This is a genomic window from Cupriavidus sp. PET2-C1 (assembly GCF_054515855.1).
In genome coordinates this window covers 4,148,451-4,166,538 of sequence record NZ_CM137259.1, presented here as the reverse complement: position 1 = coordinate 4,166,538, position 18,088 = coordinate 4,148,451, and the positions used below count along the sequence as shown (strand labels likewise).

Annotated in this window: 16 protein-coding genes; 11 read left to right on the top strand and 5 right to left on the bottom strand. The window is 67.9% G+C overall.

Going from position 1 to position 18,088, the window contains the following annotated elements; all coding sequences use genetic code 11:
* Positions 1-182 precede the first annotated feature (182 nt).
* On the bottom strand, positions 183-854 hold the full coding sequence (locus ACX12D_RS18920) for a TetR family transcriptional regulator (RefSeq protein WP_441641446.1): 672 nt from the start codon (positions 852-854) through the stop codon (positions 183-185).
* Positions 855-1,137: 283 nt separating this feature from the next.
* Between ACX12D_RS18920 and ACX12D_RS18915 the strand changes: the two genes are divergently transcribed.
* The 3 genes from ACX12D_RS18915 to ACX12D_RS18905 all read left to right on the top strand — a co-directional run bounded on the left by ACX12D_RS18915 (position 1,138) and on the right by ACX12D_RS18905 (position 6,894).
* Positions 1,138-4,461 carry a bifunctional cytochrome P450/NADPH--P450 reductase gene (locus tag ACX12D_RS18915; RefSeq protein WP_459372275.1) on the top strand — a complete coding sequence of 1,108 codons (3,324 nt, stop codon included), beginning with the start codon at positions 1,138-1,140 and terminating at the stop codon, positions 4,459-4,461.
* 108 nt (positions 4,462-4,569) lie between these two features.
* Positions 4,570-5,784, top strand: coding sequence for an MFS transporter (locus tag ACX12D_RS18910; protein ID WP_459372273.1), 1,215 nt, complete (start codon positions 4,570-4,572; stop codon positions 5,782-5,784).
* A gap of 69 nt (positions 5,785-5,853) precedes the next feature.
* Entirely contained in the window at positions 5,854-6,894 is a 1,041-nt protein-coding gene (locus ACX12D_RS18905; RefSeq protein WP_459372272.1) for a GlxA family transcriptional regulator, read from the top strand.
* On the opposite strand, the gene htpX is transcribed toward ACX12D_RS18905, so the two are convergent.
* The 4 genes from htpX to ACX12D_RS18885 form a co-directional block, all read right to left on the bottom strand.
* Positions 6,884-7,762 (bottom strand): protease HtpX, encoded by an 879-nt coding sequence (htpX, locus tag ACX12D_RS18900; protein WP_459372271.1) that lies wholly within the window; start codon positions 7,760-7,762, stop codon positions 6,884-6,886. The genes ACX12D_RS18905 and htpX overlap by 11 nt on opposite strands.
* Positions 7,763-7,938: 176 nt before the next feature.
* The gene (locus ACX12D_RS18895) at positions 7,939-8,328 is read right to left on the bottom strand and encodes a hypothetical protein (RefSeq protein ID WP_459372270.1); all 390 of its coding nucleotides are present in this window, start codon (positions 8,326-8,328) and stop codon (positions 7,939-7,941) included.
* Positions 8,329-8,440: 112 nt separating this feature from the next.
* Entirely contained in the window at positions 8,441-10,159 is a 1,719-nt protein-coding gene (locus tag ACX12D_RS18890) for an FAD-dependent oxidoreductase (RefSeq protein WP_459372269.1), read from the bottom strand.
* A 27-nt stretch (positions 10,160-10,186) separates the two neighbouring features.
* The gene (locus ACX12D_RS18885) at positions 10,187-11,698 is read right to left on the bottom strand and encodes a polyamine aminopropyltransferase (RefSeq protein ID WP_459372268.1); all 1,512 of its coding nucleotides are present in this window, start codon (positions 11,696-11,698) and stop codon (positions 10,187-10,189) included.
* Positions 11,699-11,968: 270 nt separating this feature from the next.
* On the opposite strand from ACX12D_RS18885, the gene ACX12D_RS18880 reads away from it, so the two are divergent.
* From ACX12D_RS18880 to ACX12D_RS18845, 8 genes are all read left to right on the top strand, one after another.
* Positions 11,969-12,355, top strand: coding sequence for a DUF350 domain-containing protein (locus ACX12D_RS18880; protein WP_043350632.1), 387 nt, complete (start codon positions 11,969-11,971; stop codon positions 12,353-12,355).
* 44 nt (positions 12,356-12,399) lie between these two features.
* Complete coding sequence (locus tag ACX12D_RS18875) at positions 12,400-13,440, top strand: SPFH domain-containing protein (RefSeq protein WP_459372267.1); 1,041 nt, start codon at positions 12,400-12,402, stop codon at positions 13,438-13,440.
* Between the two features lie 21 nt (positions 13,441-13,461).
* Complete coding sequence (locus tag ACX12D_RS18870) at positions 13,462-14,982, top strand: DUF4178 domain-containing protein (RefSeq protein WP_459372266.1); 1,521 nt, start codon at positions 13,462-13,464, stop codon at positions 14,980-14,982.
* A gap of 6 nt (positions 14,983-14,988) precedes the next feature.
* Entirely contained in the window at positions 14,989-15,156 is a 168-nt protein-coding gene (locus tag ACX12D_RS18865) for a hypothetical protein (RefSeq protein WP_459372265.1), read from the top strand.
* Between the two features lie 10 nt (positions 15,157-15,166).
* Positions 15,167-15,544: an adenosylmethionine decarboxylase gene (gene speD, locus ACX12D_RS18860; RefSeq protein ID WP_459372264.1), complete on the top strand. Its 378-nt coding sequence runs from the start codon at positions 15,167-15,169 to the stop codon at positions 15,542-15,544.
* Between the two features lie 100 nt (positions 15,545-15,644).
* Positions 15,645-16,085, top strand: a complete 441-nt coding sequence (locus tag ACX12D_RS18855) for a Cd(II)/Pb(II)-responsive transcriptional regulator (RefSeq protein ID WP_459372262.1) — start codon at positions 15,645-15,647, stop codon at positions 16,083-16,085.
* A gap of 540 nt (positions 16,086-16,625) precedes the next feature.
* Positions 16,626-17,045, top strand: a complete 420-nt coding sequence (rnk, locus tag ACX12D_RS18850; protein WP_043350617.1) for a nucleoside diphosphate kinase regulator — start codon at positions 16,626-16,628, stop codon at positions 17,043-17,045.
* Positions 17,046-17,490: 445 nt separating this feature from the next.
* Positions 17,491-17,844: a hypothetical protein gene (locus ACX12D_RS18845; RefSeq protein ID WP_174425811.1), complete on the top strand. Its 354-nt coding sequence runs from the start codon at positions 17,491-17,493 to the stop codon at positions 17,842-17,844.
* The last annotated feature ends 244 nt before the right edge of the window (positions 17,845-18,088 follow it).

Sequence of the window (18,088 nt, the reverse complement as noted above, 5' to 3'; positions counted from 1 at the left end):
CGCGGGCGGGACGCATGTCCCGGCCATGAGAGAAGCCCCTGCATCGTAGGCATGGCAAGCCTTCATCCAGCTTTCCCGCCGTTGCGCGGCTGGCTCAGGGAAAATACCGAGGAGACCCGGCGGGGCAGGCGTTCAGCCGCTTGTCACCCGCATGGCGAACGCTGCCGCAGCCACCGGCGCGCTCAATGCGGCCGGCGTTCCGTCGGCTTACGCTTGCGCGCAGGTGCGGGTACGGGCGCCGGCTGATCCTGCGCCCGCTGCTGTTCGGCAGCGCCGCGCAGCAGCCAGCTGATCAGCTGCTTGGATTGCTGGATGCGCAGGCGGCGTCCCTTGGCGTTATCTTCGAGATAGTCCGTCGACAGGTGGAACAGGTAGGACACCACGTAGCCGCAGAGGTCGTCGATGATGGGGCGCGACAGGCCGGGGCAGAGTTCCAGCCTCTCGATGTCTTCCGCCATCTCGCCGGCGATATCCGCCAGCACCTGGCGCACCGCTTCGCGCAGCGCCGGCTGCGGGCCAGTGCTGCCGCACACGCCGACAAAGAAGGCGTCGGGATGGGCATCGGCGTAGGCGAAGAAGGCGTCGCAGGCGCGGTTGGCGACCTCGCCGGGGTTGTCCTGCGCCACCGCCCAGCGCACCGCGCGCAGCATGGGCCGCAGCGCGTTGCCGACCTCGGCCACGGCAGTCAGCGCCAGGTCTTCCATGTCGCGGAAGTGGCGATAGAAGGTATTGGGGTTCAGCCCCGCTTCGCGCGCCAGCTCGCGCAGGCCGAGGCCGGCGAAGCTGCGCCTGGCTGCGGCCAGGCGCAGCGCCGCGTCGATCAGTTTGCGTTTGCCGCCGGCAATGTCTTCCATGGTGTCAGGCAAAAAAGTTAAGGCCGGGATACGCCGGCTTGAATACGCCGGCTTCAGCGAATCCGGTTTGGAATTGACACTCGGTCTACATTCGTCTACTTTGCTGGAAAAGTAGACGGTTGTCTACGTCGACTTGCAGGGATAGCCATGTACGCCATGTACGCCATGTGCGCCATGCAGCCGGCAGAAAACAGAAGAACGAACAAGAGACACAAGGTGGCTGCTGAGCCCCTTGGCCCAACCCCGGCGTTTCGCCCGCCGACTACCATCTGGTGACCTGAATATGCAGCGCGCCTCCACTTCCGCCTCCGCCGCTCCGGCCGCGAACTCGGCAACCGCAGTAACCGCAGCCACCGCAGCAATCAATCCGCCGGCGCAGCCCGCACGCTCGCTCGAACCCATCCCGCGCGACCCGGGCTGGCCGCTGGTCGGCAACTTGTTGCAGGTCACGCCGGGCAAGGTCGGGCAGCACCTGCTGGCGCGCAGCCGCGCCTTCGATGGCATTTTCGAACTCGATTTCGCCGGGCGCCACGTGGCATTCGTGAGCGACGCCGCGCTGGTGGCCGAGCTGTCGGACGGGCAGCACTTTCGCAAGATCGTCGGGCCGCCGCTGTCGTACCTGCGCGACCTGGCTGGCGACGGCCTGTTCACCGCGCACGCCGAGGAAGAGAACTGGGGCCGTGCCCACCGCATCCTGATGCCGGCCTTTAGCCAGCGCGCCATGAAGGGCTACTTCGACGTGATGCTGCGCGTGGCCAACCGGCTGGTCGACAAGTGGGACCGCCAGGGCGCCGACACCGACATCCCGATTGCCGACGACATGACCCGGCTCACGCTGGACACCATCGCGCTGTCGGGCTTCGGCTACGACTTCGATTCGTTCTCGCGCGAGCAGCTCCATCCCTTTATCGACGCCATGGTCGGCGCGCTCGAGGAGGCCATGGGCAAGCTCACGCGCTTTGCGCTGCAGGACAAGTTCATGCACAAGGCGCACCGCAAGTTCGCCGCCGATATCCAGTACATGCGAGCGCTGGTGGATGACGTGGTGCGGCAGCGCCGCGCCGCGGCGGGCAAGAACGCCGGACAGCCGCCCGCGCACGACCTGCTCAACCTGATGCTGGAGGCGCGCGACCCCGACACCGACCAGCGCCTGGACGACGTGAACATCCGCAACCAGGTCATCACCTTCCTGATCGCGGGGCACGAGACCACCAGCGGCCTGCTCACGTTCGCGCTGTATGAGCTGCTGCGCCATCCCGGCGTGCTGGCGCAAGCCTATGCCGAGGTGGACGCAGTGCTGCCGGGCGACGCGCCACCGGTCTATGCCGACCTGGCGAAGCTGCAGGTGATTGACCGCGTGCTCAAGGAAACGCTGCGCCTGTGGCCCACGGCGCCCGCCTTTGCGGTGGCGCCGTTCGAGGACACGGTGATCGGCGGGCGCTACCTGATCCGCAAGGATCGGCGCGTCTCGGTGGTGCTCACCGCGCTGCACCGCGACCCGAAAGTGTGGGCCGATCCGGAGACCTTCGACATCGACCGCTTCCTGCCCGAGAACGAGGCCAGGATCCATCCCCACGCCTACAAGCCGTTCGGCAATGGCGAGCGCGCCTGCATCGGCCGCCAGTTCGCGCTGACCGAAGCCAAGCTCGCGCTGGCCCTGATGCTGCGCAACTTCCAGTTCAGCGACCCGCACGATTACCAGTTCCGCATCAAGGAAACGCTGACCCTGAAGCCGGATGCGTTCACGCTGCGCGCGCGGCGGCGCCGTGCGCATGAGCGCATCGCCGCCGCGGCTGCGGCCGGCGCTGCCAGCGCGCAGTCGCAACCCCCGGCGGTGCGCGGCAACGGCCAGCCCCTTGCCGTGCTGTGCGGCTCCAGCCTGGGCACCGCGCGCGAGCTGGCCGAGCAGATCCACGCTGGCGCGCTGGCGGCCGGCTTTGCCGCCACGCTGCGCGACCTGGACGAAGCCGTGGGCGCGTTGCCCACCGATGGGCTCGCCGTGATCGTGGCGGCTACCTACAACGGGCGCGCACCCGATTCAGCGCGACGCTTCGAAGCGATGCTCGATAGCGGCGATGCTGGCGGCTACCGCGCAGAAGGCCTGCGCTTTGCGTTGCTCGGCTGCGGCAATTCGCAATGGGCCACGTACCAGGCATTTCCCAAGCGGTTGCACGACTTCTTCAGCGCGGCTGGCGCGGCGCCTTTGCTCGCGCGCGGCGAGGCGGATGGCAATGGCGACTTCGACCAGGCTGCGGAGTCGTGGCTCGCCGCGCTATGGCAATCGCTGCAGGCGCTGCGCGTGGCGCAGGGCGCGGCACCAGATGCGGCGGGCACCAGCCAGATCGAAGTGCGGCTGCGCGATATCGCCACCATCCGTGCCAGCACGCTGCCGCCGTCGACGCAAGCCTTCACGGTGCTGGCCAACACGGAGCTGGTGAACGATCCGGCGGGCCTGTGGGACTTCGCGCTGGAAGCGCCGCGCACCTCCACGCGCGACATCCGGCTGCGCCTGCCGGAAGGCGCAAGCTACGCGACCGGCGATCACCTTGCGGTGTACCCGCAGAACCATCCCGCCACCGTGCGGGACCTGTGCGAGCGGCTCGATCTCGATCCCGACGCCATGGTGACGCTGTCCGCCGCATCCACCAGCGCCGCGCGCGGCCTGCCACTGGACGAGGCATTGCCCTTGCGCGAACTGCTGACGCATTTCATCGAGCTGCAAGATGTGGTGTCGCGCCAGACGCTGCGCACGCTGCTGCAATACACGCGTTGCCCGTTCACGCGCGCGGCGCTGGAGCGGCTCGGCTCGGACCACGCGCAAGAGGGCTACGCGGCACGCGTGGCCTCGCAGCGGCTGGGGCTGGTGGATGTGCTGGTCAGCCACCCCGCCATCGAGCTCACGCTGCCGGGCCTGCTGGCTTGCACGGTGCCGATGCGGCCGCGCTTTTATTCCATCGCGTCGTCGCCCCTGGTTTCACCGGACGTGGCGACGATCACGGTCGGCACCGTGTGGTCACCCGCGCTCTCGGGGCGCGGCATGTTCCGTGGCGTGGCATCCACCTGGCTGCAAGGACTCGTGCCGGGCGCGGTGGTGGCGGCGGCGATCCGCACGCCCAACCCGGCCTTCGCGCCCGATCCCGATCCGGCGCGGCCGATGATCCTGGTCGGGCCCGGCACAGGCATCGCGCCGTTCCGCGGCTTCCTGGAAGAGCGCGCGGCGCAGAAGGCCGCCGGACAGGCGGTAGCCGCCAGCCAGTTTTATTACGGCTGCCGCCATCCCGGGCACGACTGGCTCTACCGCGATGACGTCGCACGCTGGCAGGCCGAGGGCGTGGTGCAGGCGCATGCGGCTTACTCCACTACCGCCGCTGCGGACCAGCGCTATGTGCAGCATCTGCTATGGCGCGATCGCCAGGCTATCTGGGCGATGCTGCAGGACGGCGCCACGATCTATGTGTGCGGCGACGGCCGGCAGATGGCGCCGGCGGTGCGGCGCACGTTGATCGAGATCGCGGCGCAGCAGGGCGGCATGAGCGAGGCGGCGGCCTCCGGCTGGCTGGCGGGCATGGTCGCGCAGGAACGTTACCGCCAGGACGTGTTCAACTAACCCAGCCAGGAGCCGGTTGGCAGGATTCTGCGGATCATTGTCAGCCGCCACGGTCCCGCTTTCCGTACGCTCAGTGCCATCCCCGCCTCTTCCTCACCGGAGCGCCCGATGGCACGTCCCGCGATGTCCCAAGCCCGGGTCCTGGCAATCTGCCAGGCCCTGTTCACCTCGGCGCTGTCGGTCGACCTGACCCTGACCGGGCTGGTTGGCTACACGCTCGCGCCCGACAAGGCGCTGGCCACGCTGCCGTTCGCGCTGATCACGGTGGCGTCGGCGCTCACCGCCATCGCGGCCGCCTTCCTGATCGAGCGGCTGGGGCGCCGCATCGCTTTTTCGCTCGGCGGGCTCGCGTGCTGCGCGGGCGGGCTGGTGTCGGTGTGGGCCATCTCGCACCATGACTTCGTGGCGTTCTGCGTGGGCACGGCGCTGGTCGGCGTGTTCCAGGCGTTCGCGCGCTTTTACCGGCTGGCCGCCGCCGACGCCGCCGCGCCTGTGGATAAGCCGCGCGCCATTTCCACCGTGCTCACCGGCGGCGTGGTGGCCGCCGTGTGCGGGCCCGCCATTGCCGCGTGGAGCAGCGACCTGATGGTGGCGCAGCCCTTCGCCGGCTCGTATGCGGTGGTCGCGGTGTTCGGGATGGCCACGGTCTTGCTGCTGGCGCTTGGCTACCGCGAGCCAGAGGCGCATGCAGGCGCGGCGGCAGCCGGTCACGGCGCCGCGGCGCTGCCCGCGCGCCCGCTCGCCGTGATCGCTCGCCAGCCGGTGTTCCTGGCGGCGTTTGCCAACAACGGCATCGGCAATGCGGTGATGATGTTCGTGATGACCGCCACGCCGATTGCCGCGGTGGCGTGCAGCCATACCATCACGCAGGGCGCGCAGATCATCGAGTGGCACCTGGTGGGCATGTACGCGCCGTCCTTTTTCTCCGGCTGGCTGCTGCAGCGTTTTGGGCGCGGGCCGATGCTGATGTGCGGCATCGCGCTCGCTGCAATGGGTTCGCTCGTGGCCCTGGCCTCGACGGCGCTGCCGGCCTTTTATGTCGCCTTGTTGTGCCTTGGCATCGGCTGGAATTTCATGTTTGTCGGCGGCACCACGCTGCTGGCGGAAAGCTACCGGCCCGCCGAGCGCGCGCGGACCCAGGCGCTGGCCGAATTCAGCGCCGCCGCGCTGACCGCGCTGGCCACGCTCGCTGCCGGGCAGGTGCTGTACCGCTATGGCTGGCAGGCGGTCAACCTTGCCGTGCTGCCGGCGCTGGCGGTGGCGCTGCTGGTCACGCTAGGCTGGCGGCGCAGCACGCCGCGCGCGGCGGTGCTGGCCGGATAGGCGCTGGCGCCAGTATGATCGGCGGCAACCGCACTCGCGCACTCACACTCTCGCCCTGGGTCACCGTCCATGCCTGCCAGCCATCCCTTGCCGAATGATCCGCCGCGCATCGTCGTGCTCGTCGCGCCGGACCCCGCGCAGGAACTCGACGTGACCGGGCCCAGCGCGGTCTTCGGCCATGCCAACCGGCTCCCAGGCCGGGCGTCGCCCGCCTACGACATCCGCATTGCCAGCGTGCGCGACGACGGCCTGGTGTGTACCGAAAGCGGGATCCGGCTGCTGGCCGACGCGCCTTATCATCGCATCGGCGACATGCTGCCCGGGCCGATCGATACCTTGTTGATCGCCGGCGGCTCAGGCCACGCCGCGGCAGCCAGCGACGCGCGCCTGATCGACTGGATCCGCGCGCAGGCACCGCGCGTGCGCCGCCTCGGCGCGGTCTGCACCGGCGCGTTCGTGCTGGCGCGCACCGGGCTGCTGGACCGCCATCGCGCCACCACGCACTGGCGCCATGCCGCGCGGCTGGCGGAGCGCCATCCGCTGGTGCAGGTGGACCCGGACCCGATCTGGATCCGCGCGGGCGATCTGTACACCTCGGCCGGCGTGACCGCCGGCATGGACCTGGCGCTGGCCTTGGTGGAGGACGATCTCGGCCATGCCGCCTCGCTGGCGGTGGCGCGCGAGCTGGTGTTGTTCCTGCGCCGTCCCGGCAGCCAGGCGCAGTTCTCCACGCTGCTGCAGGCGCAGAGCGCGCAAAGCCCGGAGTTGCGTGAATTGCAGGCCTGGATGGCGGAGCACCTGGCGCGCGACCTGTCGGTGCAGGTGCTGGCCGAGCGCGTGGCGATGAGCCCGCGCAACTTCGCGCGCGTGTTCGCGCGGCAGGTCGGCGAGACGCCGGCGCGCTACGTGGAACGGCTACGTGTGGAAGCGGTGCGCAGGATGCTGGAAGAAGATGGGCGACGCCTGGATGGCATCGCCCGTGCGACTGGATTTGCCAACGCCGACGTGATGCGGCAGGCCTTCCAGCGGCATGTACAGACCACGCCGGAACGCTATCGGGCCGCGTTCCGGGTGAGGCCAGAGGAGCCCGGCAAGGGCCTCAGGCCTTAGCTTGCAACGCGGCAATGCGCTGCTCGATCGGCGGGTGGCTGGAGAACAGCGACAGCCACGACTTGCCACCGGCAATGCCCATCGCCTGCATGTTCTGCGGCAGGCCTTCGGCGTCCAGGCCGCCCAGCCGGCGCAGCGCCGCCACCATTGGCGTGGGGCTGCCCATCAGCTTGGCCGCGCCGGCATCGGCACGGTATTCGCGATGGCGCGAGAAGGTGGCCACGATGATGCTGGCCAGGATGCCGAACACGATCTCGCACACCACCACCGTGATCATGTAGCCGATGCCGGGGCCGCTCGATTCCTCATCGTTCTTGCGCAGCATCGAATCCACGAAGTAGCCCACGATCCGCGCCAGGAAGATCACGAAGGTGTTGACCACCCCCTGGATCAGCGTGAGCGTGACCATGTCGCCATTGGCGATGTGGGCGACTTCGTGCGCGAGCACGGCCTCCACTTCGTCGTGCGACATGGTTTGCAGCAAGCCGGTGGAAACGGCCACCAGCGAGCTTTTCTTGGTGGCGCCGGTGGCAAACGCATTGGCTTCGCCTTCATAGATGGCGACTTCAGGCATCGGCAAGCCGGCGCGGTCGGCCAGCTTCTGCACGGTCTGCACCAGCCAGACTTCGGTGCCGTTGCTGGGCTGGGTGATGACCTGCGCGCCGGTCGACCACTTGGCGATGGTCTTGGACATCAGCAGTGAGATGAAGGAGCCACCGAAGCCCATCAGCGCGGCGAATGCCAGCAGCATGCCGAGGTTGAGGCCGTTGCCGGTGAGGAAGCGGTTCACGCCCAGCAAGCTGGCGGTGAAGCTGAGGACAAGCATGACGGCGAGGTTGGTCGCCAGGAAGAGCAGGACGCGTTTCATTTTTTGTGTGAGGAAGTGATCAATGCCATGGTGAAAACAGGGGCGCGCGTCGCAAGCACGCGCAGCGCCAGGCCAGGCCAGGCGCGCCGCGTGCAGGAGACTAACGACAGGAAAACCGGGAACCTGACTACGCTGACTACGAGCGCACGCAAGACCAGCGCACGCGCGGGGGAGACTCAGGCGCTGGGAGGGCGCTGCTGAAGGGGGAGGTCGGGGTCGGGCATGGCGCCCGCGCGGTGCGCGGGCGCGCCGCTGCGGGCAAGCCCTGCGGTAAAGCGCGGGGGCGAGGCCGGCAACAGGGATTCGGCAAGGTCGGCGCCGGGCTGCGACGGATCCTTGGCGTCGCCGGCGCTGCCAACGTCAACGGCGCCGGGGGCTCCGCCGGCATCGATAGGGGCATCATGTGCCGCATCGTCTGCCATGGCGGCAGCGGCGTCTTGTGCCAGGGTGCTGCACGAATCCGCCTGCACCGTGTTGCCCACTGCGCACGTGCGTGCGCCTGCCCAGCTTTGGACGGGCATGACGGCAAGCATCAGGAGCAGCAGCAGGAAGCGGATTGCGCGCACAAAAAATTTCGGTTGGGATCGCGTGTCAGGCGGTTCGACACGAAATCGAGCAAAGAATTCTACAGGATGCGGCGCTGCGGCAGGTTATGGCGAAAGCATCACTCCACAGCGCTCAGCCCAGGATATTGCGCGCGGCACGCGTACCCCACCACGCCGCTTCCTCGAACACCGACACGCCGGACAGGTCCGCATGGGCAAACAGGATGCGGCCATCGGCCGCGCGCAGGGCCGCGGCGCCGGCATTGCCCAGAAAGCCCGTGCGCGGCGAAGCCATGGCGTGTCCGCGCACCGTGATTTCCACCGCATCCGCGTGGCGCCAGAAGGCGCGCCCGTAGACCGTGCGCAGATCGGTGGTGGCGTAGTCCATCAGCTCGGCGGCGCTGGCCTCGGCCAGCCAGCGGCGGGTGTCGGTGAGCGAGCGCGGTGCCGCGCCGGGGCTGGCCGCCAAGTCCAGCGGACAGTACGCGGTAAAGACCGTGGCTGCTGGCTTTGCCTGCCGGATCAGTTGATGGGTACTCACCACATAACCCAGCCCGCGTCCGCCATGCACCACGTTGTCCCACGCCAGCGGCACGCCCGGCGCTTCCGGCGGGAAGCCCTGCAGGCGGAAGCTGGATACCATCCAGGACGCGGTGGGCGGCAGGTGGCGCGCCGGGTCGAAGCCGAATTCGCGCAGCGGCGCCACGCGGGCGGCCACATGCAGGGGCATGGCGCAGATCACGCGGCGCGCGCGGATGCGGTAGATGCGCGGTGGCCGGGCGCCAACGCCATCCGGCCACCAGGCGCACAGCACCGACACCCCACGGCCCTGCTCCTGCACTTGCAGCGCCATGCCGGGACGGCGCCAGGGCAGGGCGCCAGGCTTGGCGCCGCGGTGCGCATCGATCCGCGCCGAGAGCCGCGTCACCAGCGCGTGCAATCCATCCGGCCAGGTCAGCACGGCGCCATCGGCCGCATCGCTTGCATGGCCCGCGCGGCTGGCGAAGTAGTACAAGCCCGCCCAGGCCGAGATCAGGTCGTGCCCCGCGCCGTAGTCGTCGCGGCAGCAGTAGTCCACATAAGTGTGCAGGGTGGGCGCGGTAAAGCCTTCGGCCAGCATCCACTGCCGCATGCTTTGCTGGTCAAGCCGGGTCCAGGCCGGGTCTTGCGAGGCCAGCGCCAGCGGGATGGCAAAGGCCTTGCGGCCGTCGCTGCCGCGCGCGCTCTTGAGCTGCTCGACGCGCGCGAGAAAGCGCGCGTGCTGCGCCGCTTCCTGGTCCGGCGCTGCGTCGCCAGGCAGCAGGCCGTCGTGCCACTTGCCGTCGAAGAACAGGCGCTCGTCCGGCGCATGCACCAGCGCGCGTTCGTCGAACTCGGGCCGCGCGGCGAACGGGTCGCGCTGGATCACGCCGGTGTCGGCCAGCATCTCGCGGATGTGCGTGGATTCGGGCGAGGGCAGCGGCAGATAGTGCGCGCCGCGCGGGAAGGCCAGGTCGCCGCCGAAGCTTCCGGCCGCCGCGTTGCCGCCGAACTCCGGCCCGTCCACCAGCAGGAAGTCCGTGAGGCCGCCACGCGCCAGCTGCCACGCGGCGCTGAGCCCGGCCACGCCACCGCCGAGGATGGCGACGTCGGTCACAATCTCGTCCTGCGCGGAAACGGTCGACGGCCAGCTGGCGGCATCGCGCAGCGCGTGGCCCTCGGCCATGCCGGGGCGCAGCACGACAGGCATGGGCTCGCGCAGGCCGACGCCGGCCAGGAAGCGGCTGGCATCGCCGCCCAGGCGGTCGCAGCCGGACAGCAAGCCCAGGCCGCCCGCGCCAGCGCCGGCGATCAGGAAGCGGCGGCGGTCCATGCCAGCTCCGATTGCGGGTGATGCAGATCAGCGGATGACATTGCGCCAGTCCTGCTCGAAGTCATGCACCAGCGACTGCTCGTTGAGCCGGTTGGCACGCGCCTCGCGCGGCGCCATGTCGGCGGGGAAGCGGAACATCAGCGCGGTGCTGTCGGCGTCGAGGAACTTGAGCGGCACGGTGTAGCGCGTGGGCGGCGTGTAGTCGCCGCGCTTGCCCGCAAGGATGAAGCCCCACTCGCCAAAGGACGGCACGTAGGCGTGGTAGGGCCAGGTATGCAGGCCCGCCTCGCGCAGCGTGGCGTCGATATCCCAGAACGAGCGTGGCGCAAAGTATGGCGAGGTGGACTGCACCACGGCATAGCCCTTTTCCGCGAGGTGGTGCGACATCAGCTTGTACATCGGCACCGAGTACAGCTTGCCCAGGCCGAAGTTGGACGGGTCGGGCAGGTCGACGATGATGGCGTCGAACATCTCGTTGTGCTGCTCCATCCATTGCGCGGCATCGGCATTGACCACCTGCACGCGCGCGTCCTTGAGCGAGCCCTGGTTCAGCGCCACCAGCGGCTCGCTGCGCGAGAACAGCGTGGTCATGGCGGGGTCGAGGTCGACCAGCGTCACGTGCTCGATGTGCCTGTGCTTCAGGATCTCGCGCACCGCCAGCCCGTCGCCGCCGCCGATCACCAGCACGCGGCGCGCCCACGGCAGCGCCTGCAGCACGGGATGCACCAGCGCCTCGTGGTAGCGGTGCTCGTCGCGCGAGGAGAACTGCAGGTTGCCGTTGATATAGAGGCGCATGTCGTCCTTCCAGCGCGTGATCACCAGGCGCTGGTATGGCGTGCTTTCGCTATGGATGATCTCGTCGCCGAACATGCCGCGCTCGGCCCAGTGGGTCAGCCGCCCCGAGGCCAGGAAGCCGCCCGCCAGCAGCACCAGCACCAGCGAGGCGCGCAGCATGCGCGACATCACCGGCTTGAGTTCATCGCGGAAGATGTGGATGGTGACAAGCGCTACGCCCACATTGAGCATGCCGAACAAAAAGCCGGTGCGCGACAGTCCCAGGCGCGGCGCCAGCACCAGCGGGAACACCAGCGAGACGGCCAGCGCGCCAAGATAGTCGAACGTCAGCACACGGCTGACCAGCTCGCTGAAGGCGGTGCGGCGCGTGTTGAGCACGCGCATGACCAGCGGGATCTCCATGCCCACCAGCACGCCGAGCACGAACACCATGGCGTAGAGCGCGGTGCGAAAAGGCGCCGACAGCCAGGCGAACACCACGAACAGCAGCGCCGCGGAGACGCCGCCGAGCAGGCCGATCAGGATCTCGATATCGATGAAGCGCGCCAGCACGTCCTCGTCCTTCACATAGCGCGACAGCCAGGAGCCCACGCCCATGGCGAACAGGTAGCAGCCGATGATGGAGGAGAACTGGAGGATCGAGTCGCCCAGCAGGTAGCTGGACAGGGCGCCGGCGATCAGCTCGTAGCCGAGCCCGCAGGACGCCACGATCAACACCGAAAGAACAAGGGTACGGTCGCGCATCGGGACTAGGGAATCGAGAATCGGGGATCAGATAGGAGGCCGGGAGGGAAGCCGGAATGGGCAGGCGTGACGCTCAGGCGAGCCGCCGCGCGATGCGCGCACGCCTGGCAAACCGCAAAAAGTTGTGATGAACCGAAATGGACAACGGATATACTTGGGCGCCAACTGCCAACAATGCTGATATCGCCAATATGGCTTCACGATTCACGGCTCGCTTCATGTTGCCGCAGCCCGGAACACCGTCGTAGAACCAGCCGGAGAACAACCAAGATGCAAGCCATCTACGCCTACGTGCTGCACCTGCTGGCCGGCCTTGCCCTGCTGGCGGTGTTCGTCGGAGTCTACACCAGGATCACGCCGTTTCGCGAGTTCGCGCTGATCCGCCAGGGCAACCTCGCGGCGGCGCTTTCGCTGTCGGGGGCGATGATCGGTTTCTGCTTTACGCTGTCGTCCAGCATCCAGCACAACGACACCTTCCTGATGTTCCTGGTGTGGTCGGTGGGGGCGATGCTGGTACAGGCGCTGGCCTACGCGGGCCTGGCGCGCGCGCTGCCCGACATGGATGCAGCGATCGAATCGAACAATATCGGCATGGGCGGCCTGATGGGCGCTATTTCAGTGACGGTCGGCTTGATCAATGCCGCCTGCCTGTCCTGACTTCCTGAACCTGCCGGAACAACGCTGAGAACCTGGGGATTGCCATGAGCATCGGATCGTTCATCAAGAAGCAGTTTATCGACATCCTCCAGTGGACGGAGGACACGGACGGCGTGCTGGCCTGGCGCTATCCGATGGAGGATATGGAAATCCAGTACGGTGGCAGCCTGACCGTGCGCGAGTCGCAGATGGCGGTGTTCGTCAACGAAGGCAAGATCGCCGATGTATTCGGGCCCGGCATGCACAAGCTCACCACGCAGACGCTGCCGGTGCTGACCTACCTGAAGAACTGGGACAAGCTGTTCGAGTCGCCCTTCAAGTCGGATGTGTACTTCTTCAGCACGCGCCTGCAGATCGGCCGCAAGTGGGGCACCGCCCAGCCGATTACCATCCGCGACGCCGATTTCGGCATGGTGCGGCTGCGCGCCTTCGGCCTGTACTCGTACAAGGTGGCCGACGCCGCCAGGTTCTATACGGAGATCAGCGGCACGCGCGCCGAGTACACCCGCGACGAGGTGGAAGAGCAGTTGCGCAACCTGCTGATCGCCACCATGACCGCCACGCTGGGCGGCGCCTCGGTGCCCTTCCTGGACATGGCTGCCAACCAGGCGCTGATGTCGCAGACCATCCGCGACAAGCTGGCGCCCGAGTTCGAGCGCTATGGCGTGGCGCTGGATAACTTCGCGGTGACCAATGTGTCGCTGCCGGAAGAACTGCAAAAAGCCATCGACACCCGTATCTCCATGGGCATGATGGGCGATATGGCGAAGTTCACGCAGTACCAGGTCGCCACCTCGATCCCGCTGGCCGCGCAGAACGAGGGCGGCGTGGCCGGCCTTGGCGCCAGCCTGGCGGCGGGCGCGGTGATGGGCCAGGCGATGGCGGGCGGGCTTGGCGCTGCCGCGGGCGTCCAGCCTGCCGCACCCGCACCCGCCACCGCAGCGGCGCCGGCCGCAGTGGCCGCGCCCGCCGACGATCCGGCCGCACGCCTGCAAAAGCTCAAGGACCTGCTCGACAAGAGCCTGATCTCCCAGGCGGAGTTCGACACCGCCAAGGCCGAGATCCTCAAGAAACTGATCGGCTGAGCGCGCCCCTATCCCTTAAGCATGCAAGCAATCAACTGTCCAAGCTGCGGCGCGCCGGCGGCCTTCCGCTCGTCTGCCGCGGTGATGGTAGTGTGCGAGTTTTGCCACAGCACGCTGCTCAAGGACGCCGACACGGTCAAGGACATCGGCAAGATGTCCACCGTGCTGGAAGACTACACGCCGCTGCAGATCCACACCTCGGGCCAGTGGGACGGGCAGGGCTTCACCCTGGTCGGCCGCATCCAGCTGCGCTACGACTCCGGGCTGTGGAACGAGTGGTACGTGCTGTTCGACGACGGCAGCGACGGCTGGCTGGCGGATGCCTCCGGCCAGTACATGCTGACCCGGCGCGTCACGGCCGAGCAGTCCGCCGCCCAGCTTAACGGCGTGGCGCTGCCGCGCTACGACCAGCTCACGCCCGGTACGCCCCTGTACTTCGACAAGCATCGCTACCTGGCCAGCGACGTGCGCAGCGCGCGCTGCACCGGCGGGCAGGGCGAGCTGCCGTTCACGGTGGGCGCCGGCTGGACCGCGCAGGTTGCGGACTTCCGCGACGAGGGCCGTTTCCTCACACTCGACTACGCCGACGGCGATCCGCCTGCCATCTATACCGGCCAGGCGGTCACGCTTGACCAGCTCAAATGCCAGCTGCTGCGCGAGGCCGACCAGATCGCCGGCACCGCCGACCGCTACCGCGGCAAGGCCGTGCCGCTGGCCTGCCCGGGCTGCGGCGGCCCGATCGCCTACCGCGCGGGCGTGGCCAGCTTCGTGGTCTGCCCGAGTTGCCACAGCGAGATCGATTGCTCCACTTCCACGGCGCTGGTACTGGAAAAGCAGCGTGAGCTCGATGCGCTCAAGACCAGCCTGGCGCCAGGCGACATCGGCAACATCGACGGCAAGCCGTACACGGTGCTGGGCCTGATGCAGTGCACCGACAACGACGAGGAAGAAGCCTCCACCTGGGTCGAGTATCTGCTGTTCAACGAGCAGCGCGGCCTGATGTGGCTGGTGGAGCAGGACAGCGGCTGGGACCGGGTCGAGGTGCTGGATACCTGGCCGCGCATGGTCTCCGGCACGGCCGCAAGCTACCAGGGCCAGACCTTCCAGCAAGGCTACGACTACGAGAGCGAGGTGCTGTACGCGGCCGGCACCTTCAACTGGCGCGTCAAGGTGGGCGACACCACGCGCCTGACCGAATTCGGCAAGCCGGCGCGCCGGCTTACGCGCGAGACCTCCGGCACGGAGATCGTCTGGACTTTGTCCACCACCGTGGCGCGCGCGCAGCTGGCGCAGTGGTTCAAGTCCAGCCCGGGGCTGGCCGAGGCCGCCCGCGCGCCCCAGGCAGCGCGCGCTTCGGGTGCGGGCAATAGCGCTGACCTCGCCTTTTGCCGCAAGAGCGCCAAGGTCTACGCCATCCTCCTCGCCATCCTCAACGTCCCGGTGGCGCTCGTCACCGATCGGGGCTGGTTCACTATCGTCATCGGCTTCCTGCTGCTTTGGGTGCCGATCTGGCTGGTCCAGCGCTGGGCCGGAAAGGATTGAGTCAGCGTGCGCCTGCTTTATCTCGTCTACGGCATCATCGTGCTGTTCGGCACGACCTTCTTCAACCTCGGCGAATCCACCGGTTCAGGCTCGTCCGGATACGCGAGCTCGCGTGGCTGGAGCGGCGGTTCCTCCGGCTCCAGCGGCTGGTCCTCCGGCGGCGGCCACAAATGAGCCGGTGGCCATGAACGCGCCAGCCCTGCCTTGCCCGGCCGTGCTCGGCCACCACCTGCTTGCCGACCTGCAAGGCGTGGCGAGCGATCTGCTGGCCGATGCCGCACTGGTCGAGCGCGTGCTTTACCAGGCGGCGCAGGCCGCCGGCGCCACCGTGGTCGACGCCCGCTTCCAGCATTTCGGACCGGGGCTGGGCGTGACCGGGGTGCTGCTGCTCAAGGAATCGCACATCAGCATCCATACCTGGCCCGAGTACGGCTTTGCCGCCGTGGATGTGTTCATGTGCGGCACCGCCCGGCCCGAACTGGCGGTGGAGGTGATGCGCGCGGCCTTCGTGCCGCGCACGCTCACGCTGCGCGACCAGGCGCGGGGCCCGGCGCCAGGCTGAGCACGAAGCTGGCAAGGCTTGCCGCGATGGTCTACACTGCAGGCTAACCCCGTAATTACTACAGGGTATTTGGTGCGGTCGGGAGTGACCAGGAGTCGGCATGCGTATCGGTGAGCTTGCAAAACACAGCAGTTGCGACGTGGAAACCATCCGCTATTACGAGCGCGAAGGCTTGCTCGACGCGCCCCAGCGCGAGGACAACGGCTATCGGCGCTACGGCGACGGCCATCTGCTGCAGCTGAACTTCGTGCGCCACTGCCGCTCCCTCGGCATGAGCCTGTCCGACGTGCGCCGGCTGCGCGATTTCGAGCGCGATCCGACACTGGCGTGCGATGACATCAACAGCCTGCTGGATCGCCAGATCGAGCAGATCCACGCCCAGCGCATGGCGCTGGAGGCGCTGGAAGGGCAGTTGCGAGCACTTCGCCATACTTGCGACCAGCCCCATCCGGCCAGCGAATGCGGCATCCTGCAGAACCTGCAGCAGGCCGCTGCCGGCGCCGCCTGCGAATGCCATCCGCATCCGGAGAGCCACGCGTAAGGGTTGCGCCCCGGTGCCTGAAAGGTGCCGGCTATGCTACGATCCCTTTACCTGCCGCGCACCAAGCTGGTGAAAAAGCGGCGGGCCGAGCCCGCGGCGAAGCCTTTGAGTGAGCCATTGCTCTCGCCAGTTTCGCCGCATGGCGCGCTTTCCCGATTTTCCATTCCAATTGCTGCCGCACCCAATGACGCCTTGCTGCCTGTCGCCGATTGCTGTCGAGCTTGCCCCTATCGGGCAGGCTGGCGCGACCGCGCGCGCAGTCCAGGCGCCGCGCGCACAAGCCAAACAGGCGATTGCCTGCCGCCGGATCAGCGTACCGCTTGATCCCGCCCGGTTCCCAGCCTGACGTTCCCCCCAACGCAGGCATACGCTGAACCGGGCCGAGTCACTCCCTGTTCGTGTTCGCGGTTTTCCCGCCGGTACTGACCGCCGGTAACGGCCCACCTTATTTCATGACCTTGGCAACGCCAGGAGCCGATCCCCGGCGGATCGCTCCAGCCCGTTCCGGGTCGCCGCATCGCCACTTTGCGAGGATTCATCATGACGGCATCGTCCAAACAACAACCGACCCTTTACCTGACCGAGCTTGACGTGACCCGCCTGGAGCGCATCGCAGGCCGCGCCGGCGCCGCGCCGCTGGCCGAAATGCTCGACAGCATCCTCGAGCGCGCGGCCATCGTGCCAGCCGAGGCGATTCCCAAGGATGTGGTCACCATGAACTCCAGCCTGCTGTGCGCGCTGGAGGGCGAGGCCACGCCGCGCCGCTGGACGCTGGTCTATCCGGATACCGCCGATTTCGAGGAAGGCCGCCTGTCGGTGCTGTCGCCGATCGGCCGTGTGCTGCTGGGCGCGCGCGCCGGGCAGACCGTGAGCTACCGCCTGCCGGACGGACGTGAGCAAAGCGTCACCGTGGTGGAGTTGTCTTTCCAGCCCGAAGCCAACGGCCAGTACACCGTCTAAGGCCTGGTCAAAAACCCATCCGGCGTATTCGGCACTTTTCAGGCATTTTCAGGCCGATTCAAGGCCAATACAGGGCGCCGGCCGCGGCGCCCCGGCGCGCGCCAATCGGCGCCGCCCATCCTGCCAAACGCTAGCCCGCTAGCAGGCTGCTCGCCTGCGGACCGGCCTCAGGCCTGGGCTGGCGGGCCGTCAGGCATCGCTTCGGCCACCTGCCGCACCCCCTCGCAAGCCCTCCCGTCACGCCATCGGGCCGCCAATCCGCGCCATTCGTCCGACGTTCCAGCGTTTCACGACTCGCAACGCACCATTCGTCGCAGTGGTATTTCTCCTTGCCCGCCTAGCCACTAATCTTCAGTCCGTGCCTGCAGCGCAACATAGATTTGCCGGGGCAGCTAGTACAGCAAATTAAAAACAAGAACGACACAATCAGTTGAAGGAGTCCCAAATGAATGCCAAACGCATCCTTGGCAGCGCTCTCGCCGTGCTGATGGTGGCCTCGTCGGCCGCGGCACTGGCAGCCCCCGCCAACAGCAAGGTCGGCAAGTTCGACGTGTACGCCGACGCGTTGCGCGCCGGCAAGTTCGATACGTTCACCGATGGCGCGAAGGCCGGCAAGTTCGATACGTTCACCGACGGCGCCAAGGCCGGCAAGTTCGACACGTTCACCGACGGTGCCAAGGCTGGCAAGTTCGACACGTTCACCGACGGCGCCCGCGGCGCTTTCCGTGGCGAGATCGCAGCCAGCTCGCTGGACAACTCGCGCGGCGGCGACGGCTCGCTGTACGGCTACCGGGTCTGAAACCGACCCCGTGTTGCCTGGCGGCCACTCTGGTGGCCGGCAGGTGACACTTTTGCTCCCCGTTTTATCTCCCACCTGCCCGGCTGACCTCCTCCTCCTTTTCTCTCCCGCCGGGTGGGTGATTTTTACCCGCCGCTCCCCGCACTAGCTGCCTTTCGTATTTCCTCCGGCAGCCTCGCAAGATCCCCGCCCCGACTACACCGTACTACCCCGTACTACCCGAACGCCGCTGGCCGGCACGCGC

Excerpts from the sequence above, each read along its gene's own strand:
- rnk (WP_043350617.1), top strand. The coding sequence starts at position 16,626 with ATGACGGCATCGTCCAAACAACAACCGACCCTTTACCTGACCGAGCTT.
- ACX12D_RS18920 (WP_441641446.1), bottom strand. The coding sequence starts at position 854 with ATGGAAGACATTGCCGGCGGCAAACGCAAACTGATCGACGCGGCGCTG.
- ACX12D_RS18870 (WP_459372266.1), top strand. The coding sequence starts at position 13,462 with ATGCAAGCAATCAACTGTCCAAGCTGCGGCGCGCCGGCGGCCTTCCGC.
- ACX12D_RS18880 (WP_043350632.1), top strand. The coding sequence starts at position 11,969 with ATGCAAGCCATCTACGCCTACGTGCTGCACCTGCTGGCCGGCCTTGCC.
- ACX12D_RS18845 (WP_174425811.1), top strand. The coding sequence starts at position 17,491 with ATGAATGCCAAACGCATCCTTGGCAGCGCTCTCGCCGTGCTGATGGTG.
- ACX12D_RS18855 (WP_459372262.1), top strand. The coding sequence starts at position 15,645 with ATGCGTATCGGTGAGCTTGCAAAACACAGCAGTTGCGACGTGGAAACC.
- ACX12D_RS18885 (WP_459372268.1), bottom strand. The coding sequence starts at position 11,698 with ATGCGCGACCGTACCCTTGTTCTTTCGGTGTTGATCGTGGCGTCCTGC.
- ACX12D_RS18910 (WP_459372273.1), top strand. The coding sequence starts at position 4,570 with ATGGCACGTCCCGCGATGTCCCAAGCCCGGGTCCTGGCAATCTGCCAG.
- ACX12D_RS18915 (WP_459372275.1), top strand. The coding sequence starts at position 1,138 with ATGCAGCGCGCCTCCACTTCCGCCTCCGCCGCTCCGGCCGCGAACTCG.
- htpX (WP_459372271.1), bottom strand. The coding sequence starts at position 7,762 with ATGAAACGCGTCCTGCTCTTCCTGGCGACCAACCTCGCCGTCATGCTT.
- ACX12D_RS18890 (WP_459372269.1), bottom strand. The coding sequence starts at position 10,159 with ATGGACCGCCGCCGCTTCCTGATCGCCGGCGCTGGCGCGGGCGGCCTG.
- speD (WP_459372264.1), top strand. The coding sequence starts at position 15,167 with ATGAACGCGCCAGCCCTGCCTTGCCCGGCCGTGCTCGGCCACCACCTG.
- ACX12D_RS18905 (WP_459372272.1), top strand. The coding sequence starts at position 5,854 with ATGCCTGCCAGCCATCCCTTGCCGAATGATCCGCCGCGCATCGTCGTG.
- ACX12D_RS18875 (WP_459372267.1), top strand. The coding sequence starts at position 12,400 with ATGAGCATCGGATCGTTCATCAAGAAGCAGTTTATCGACATCCTCCAG.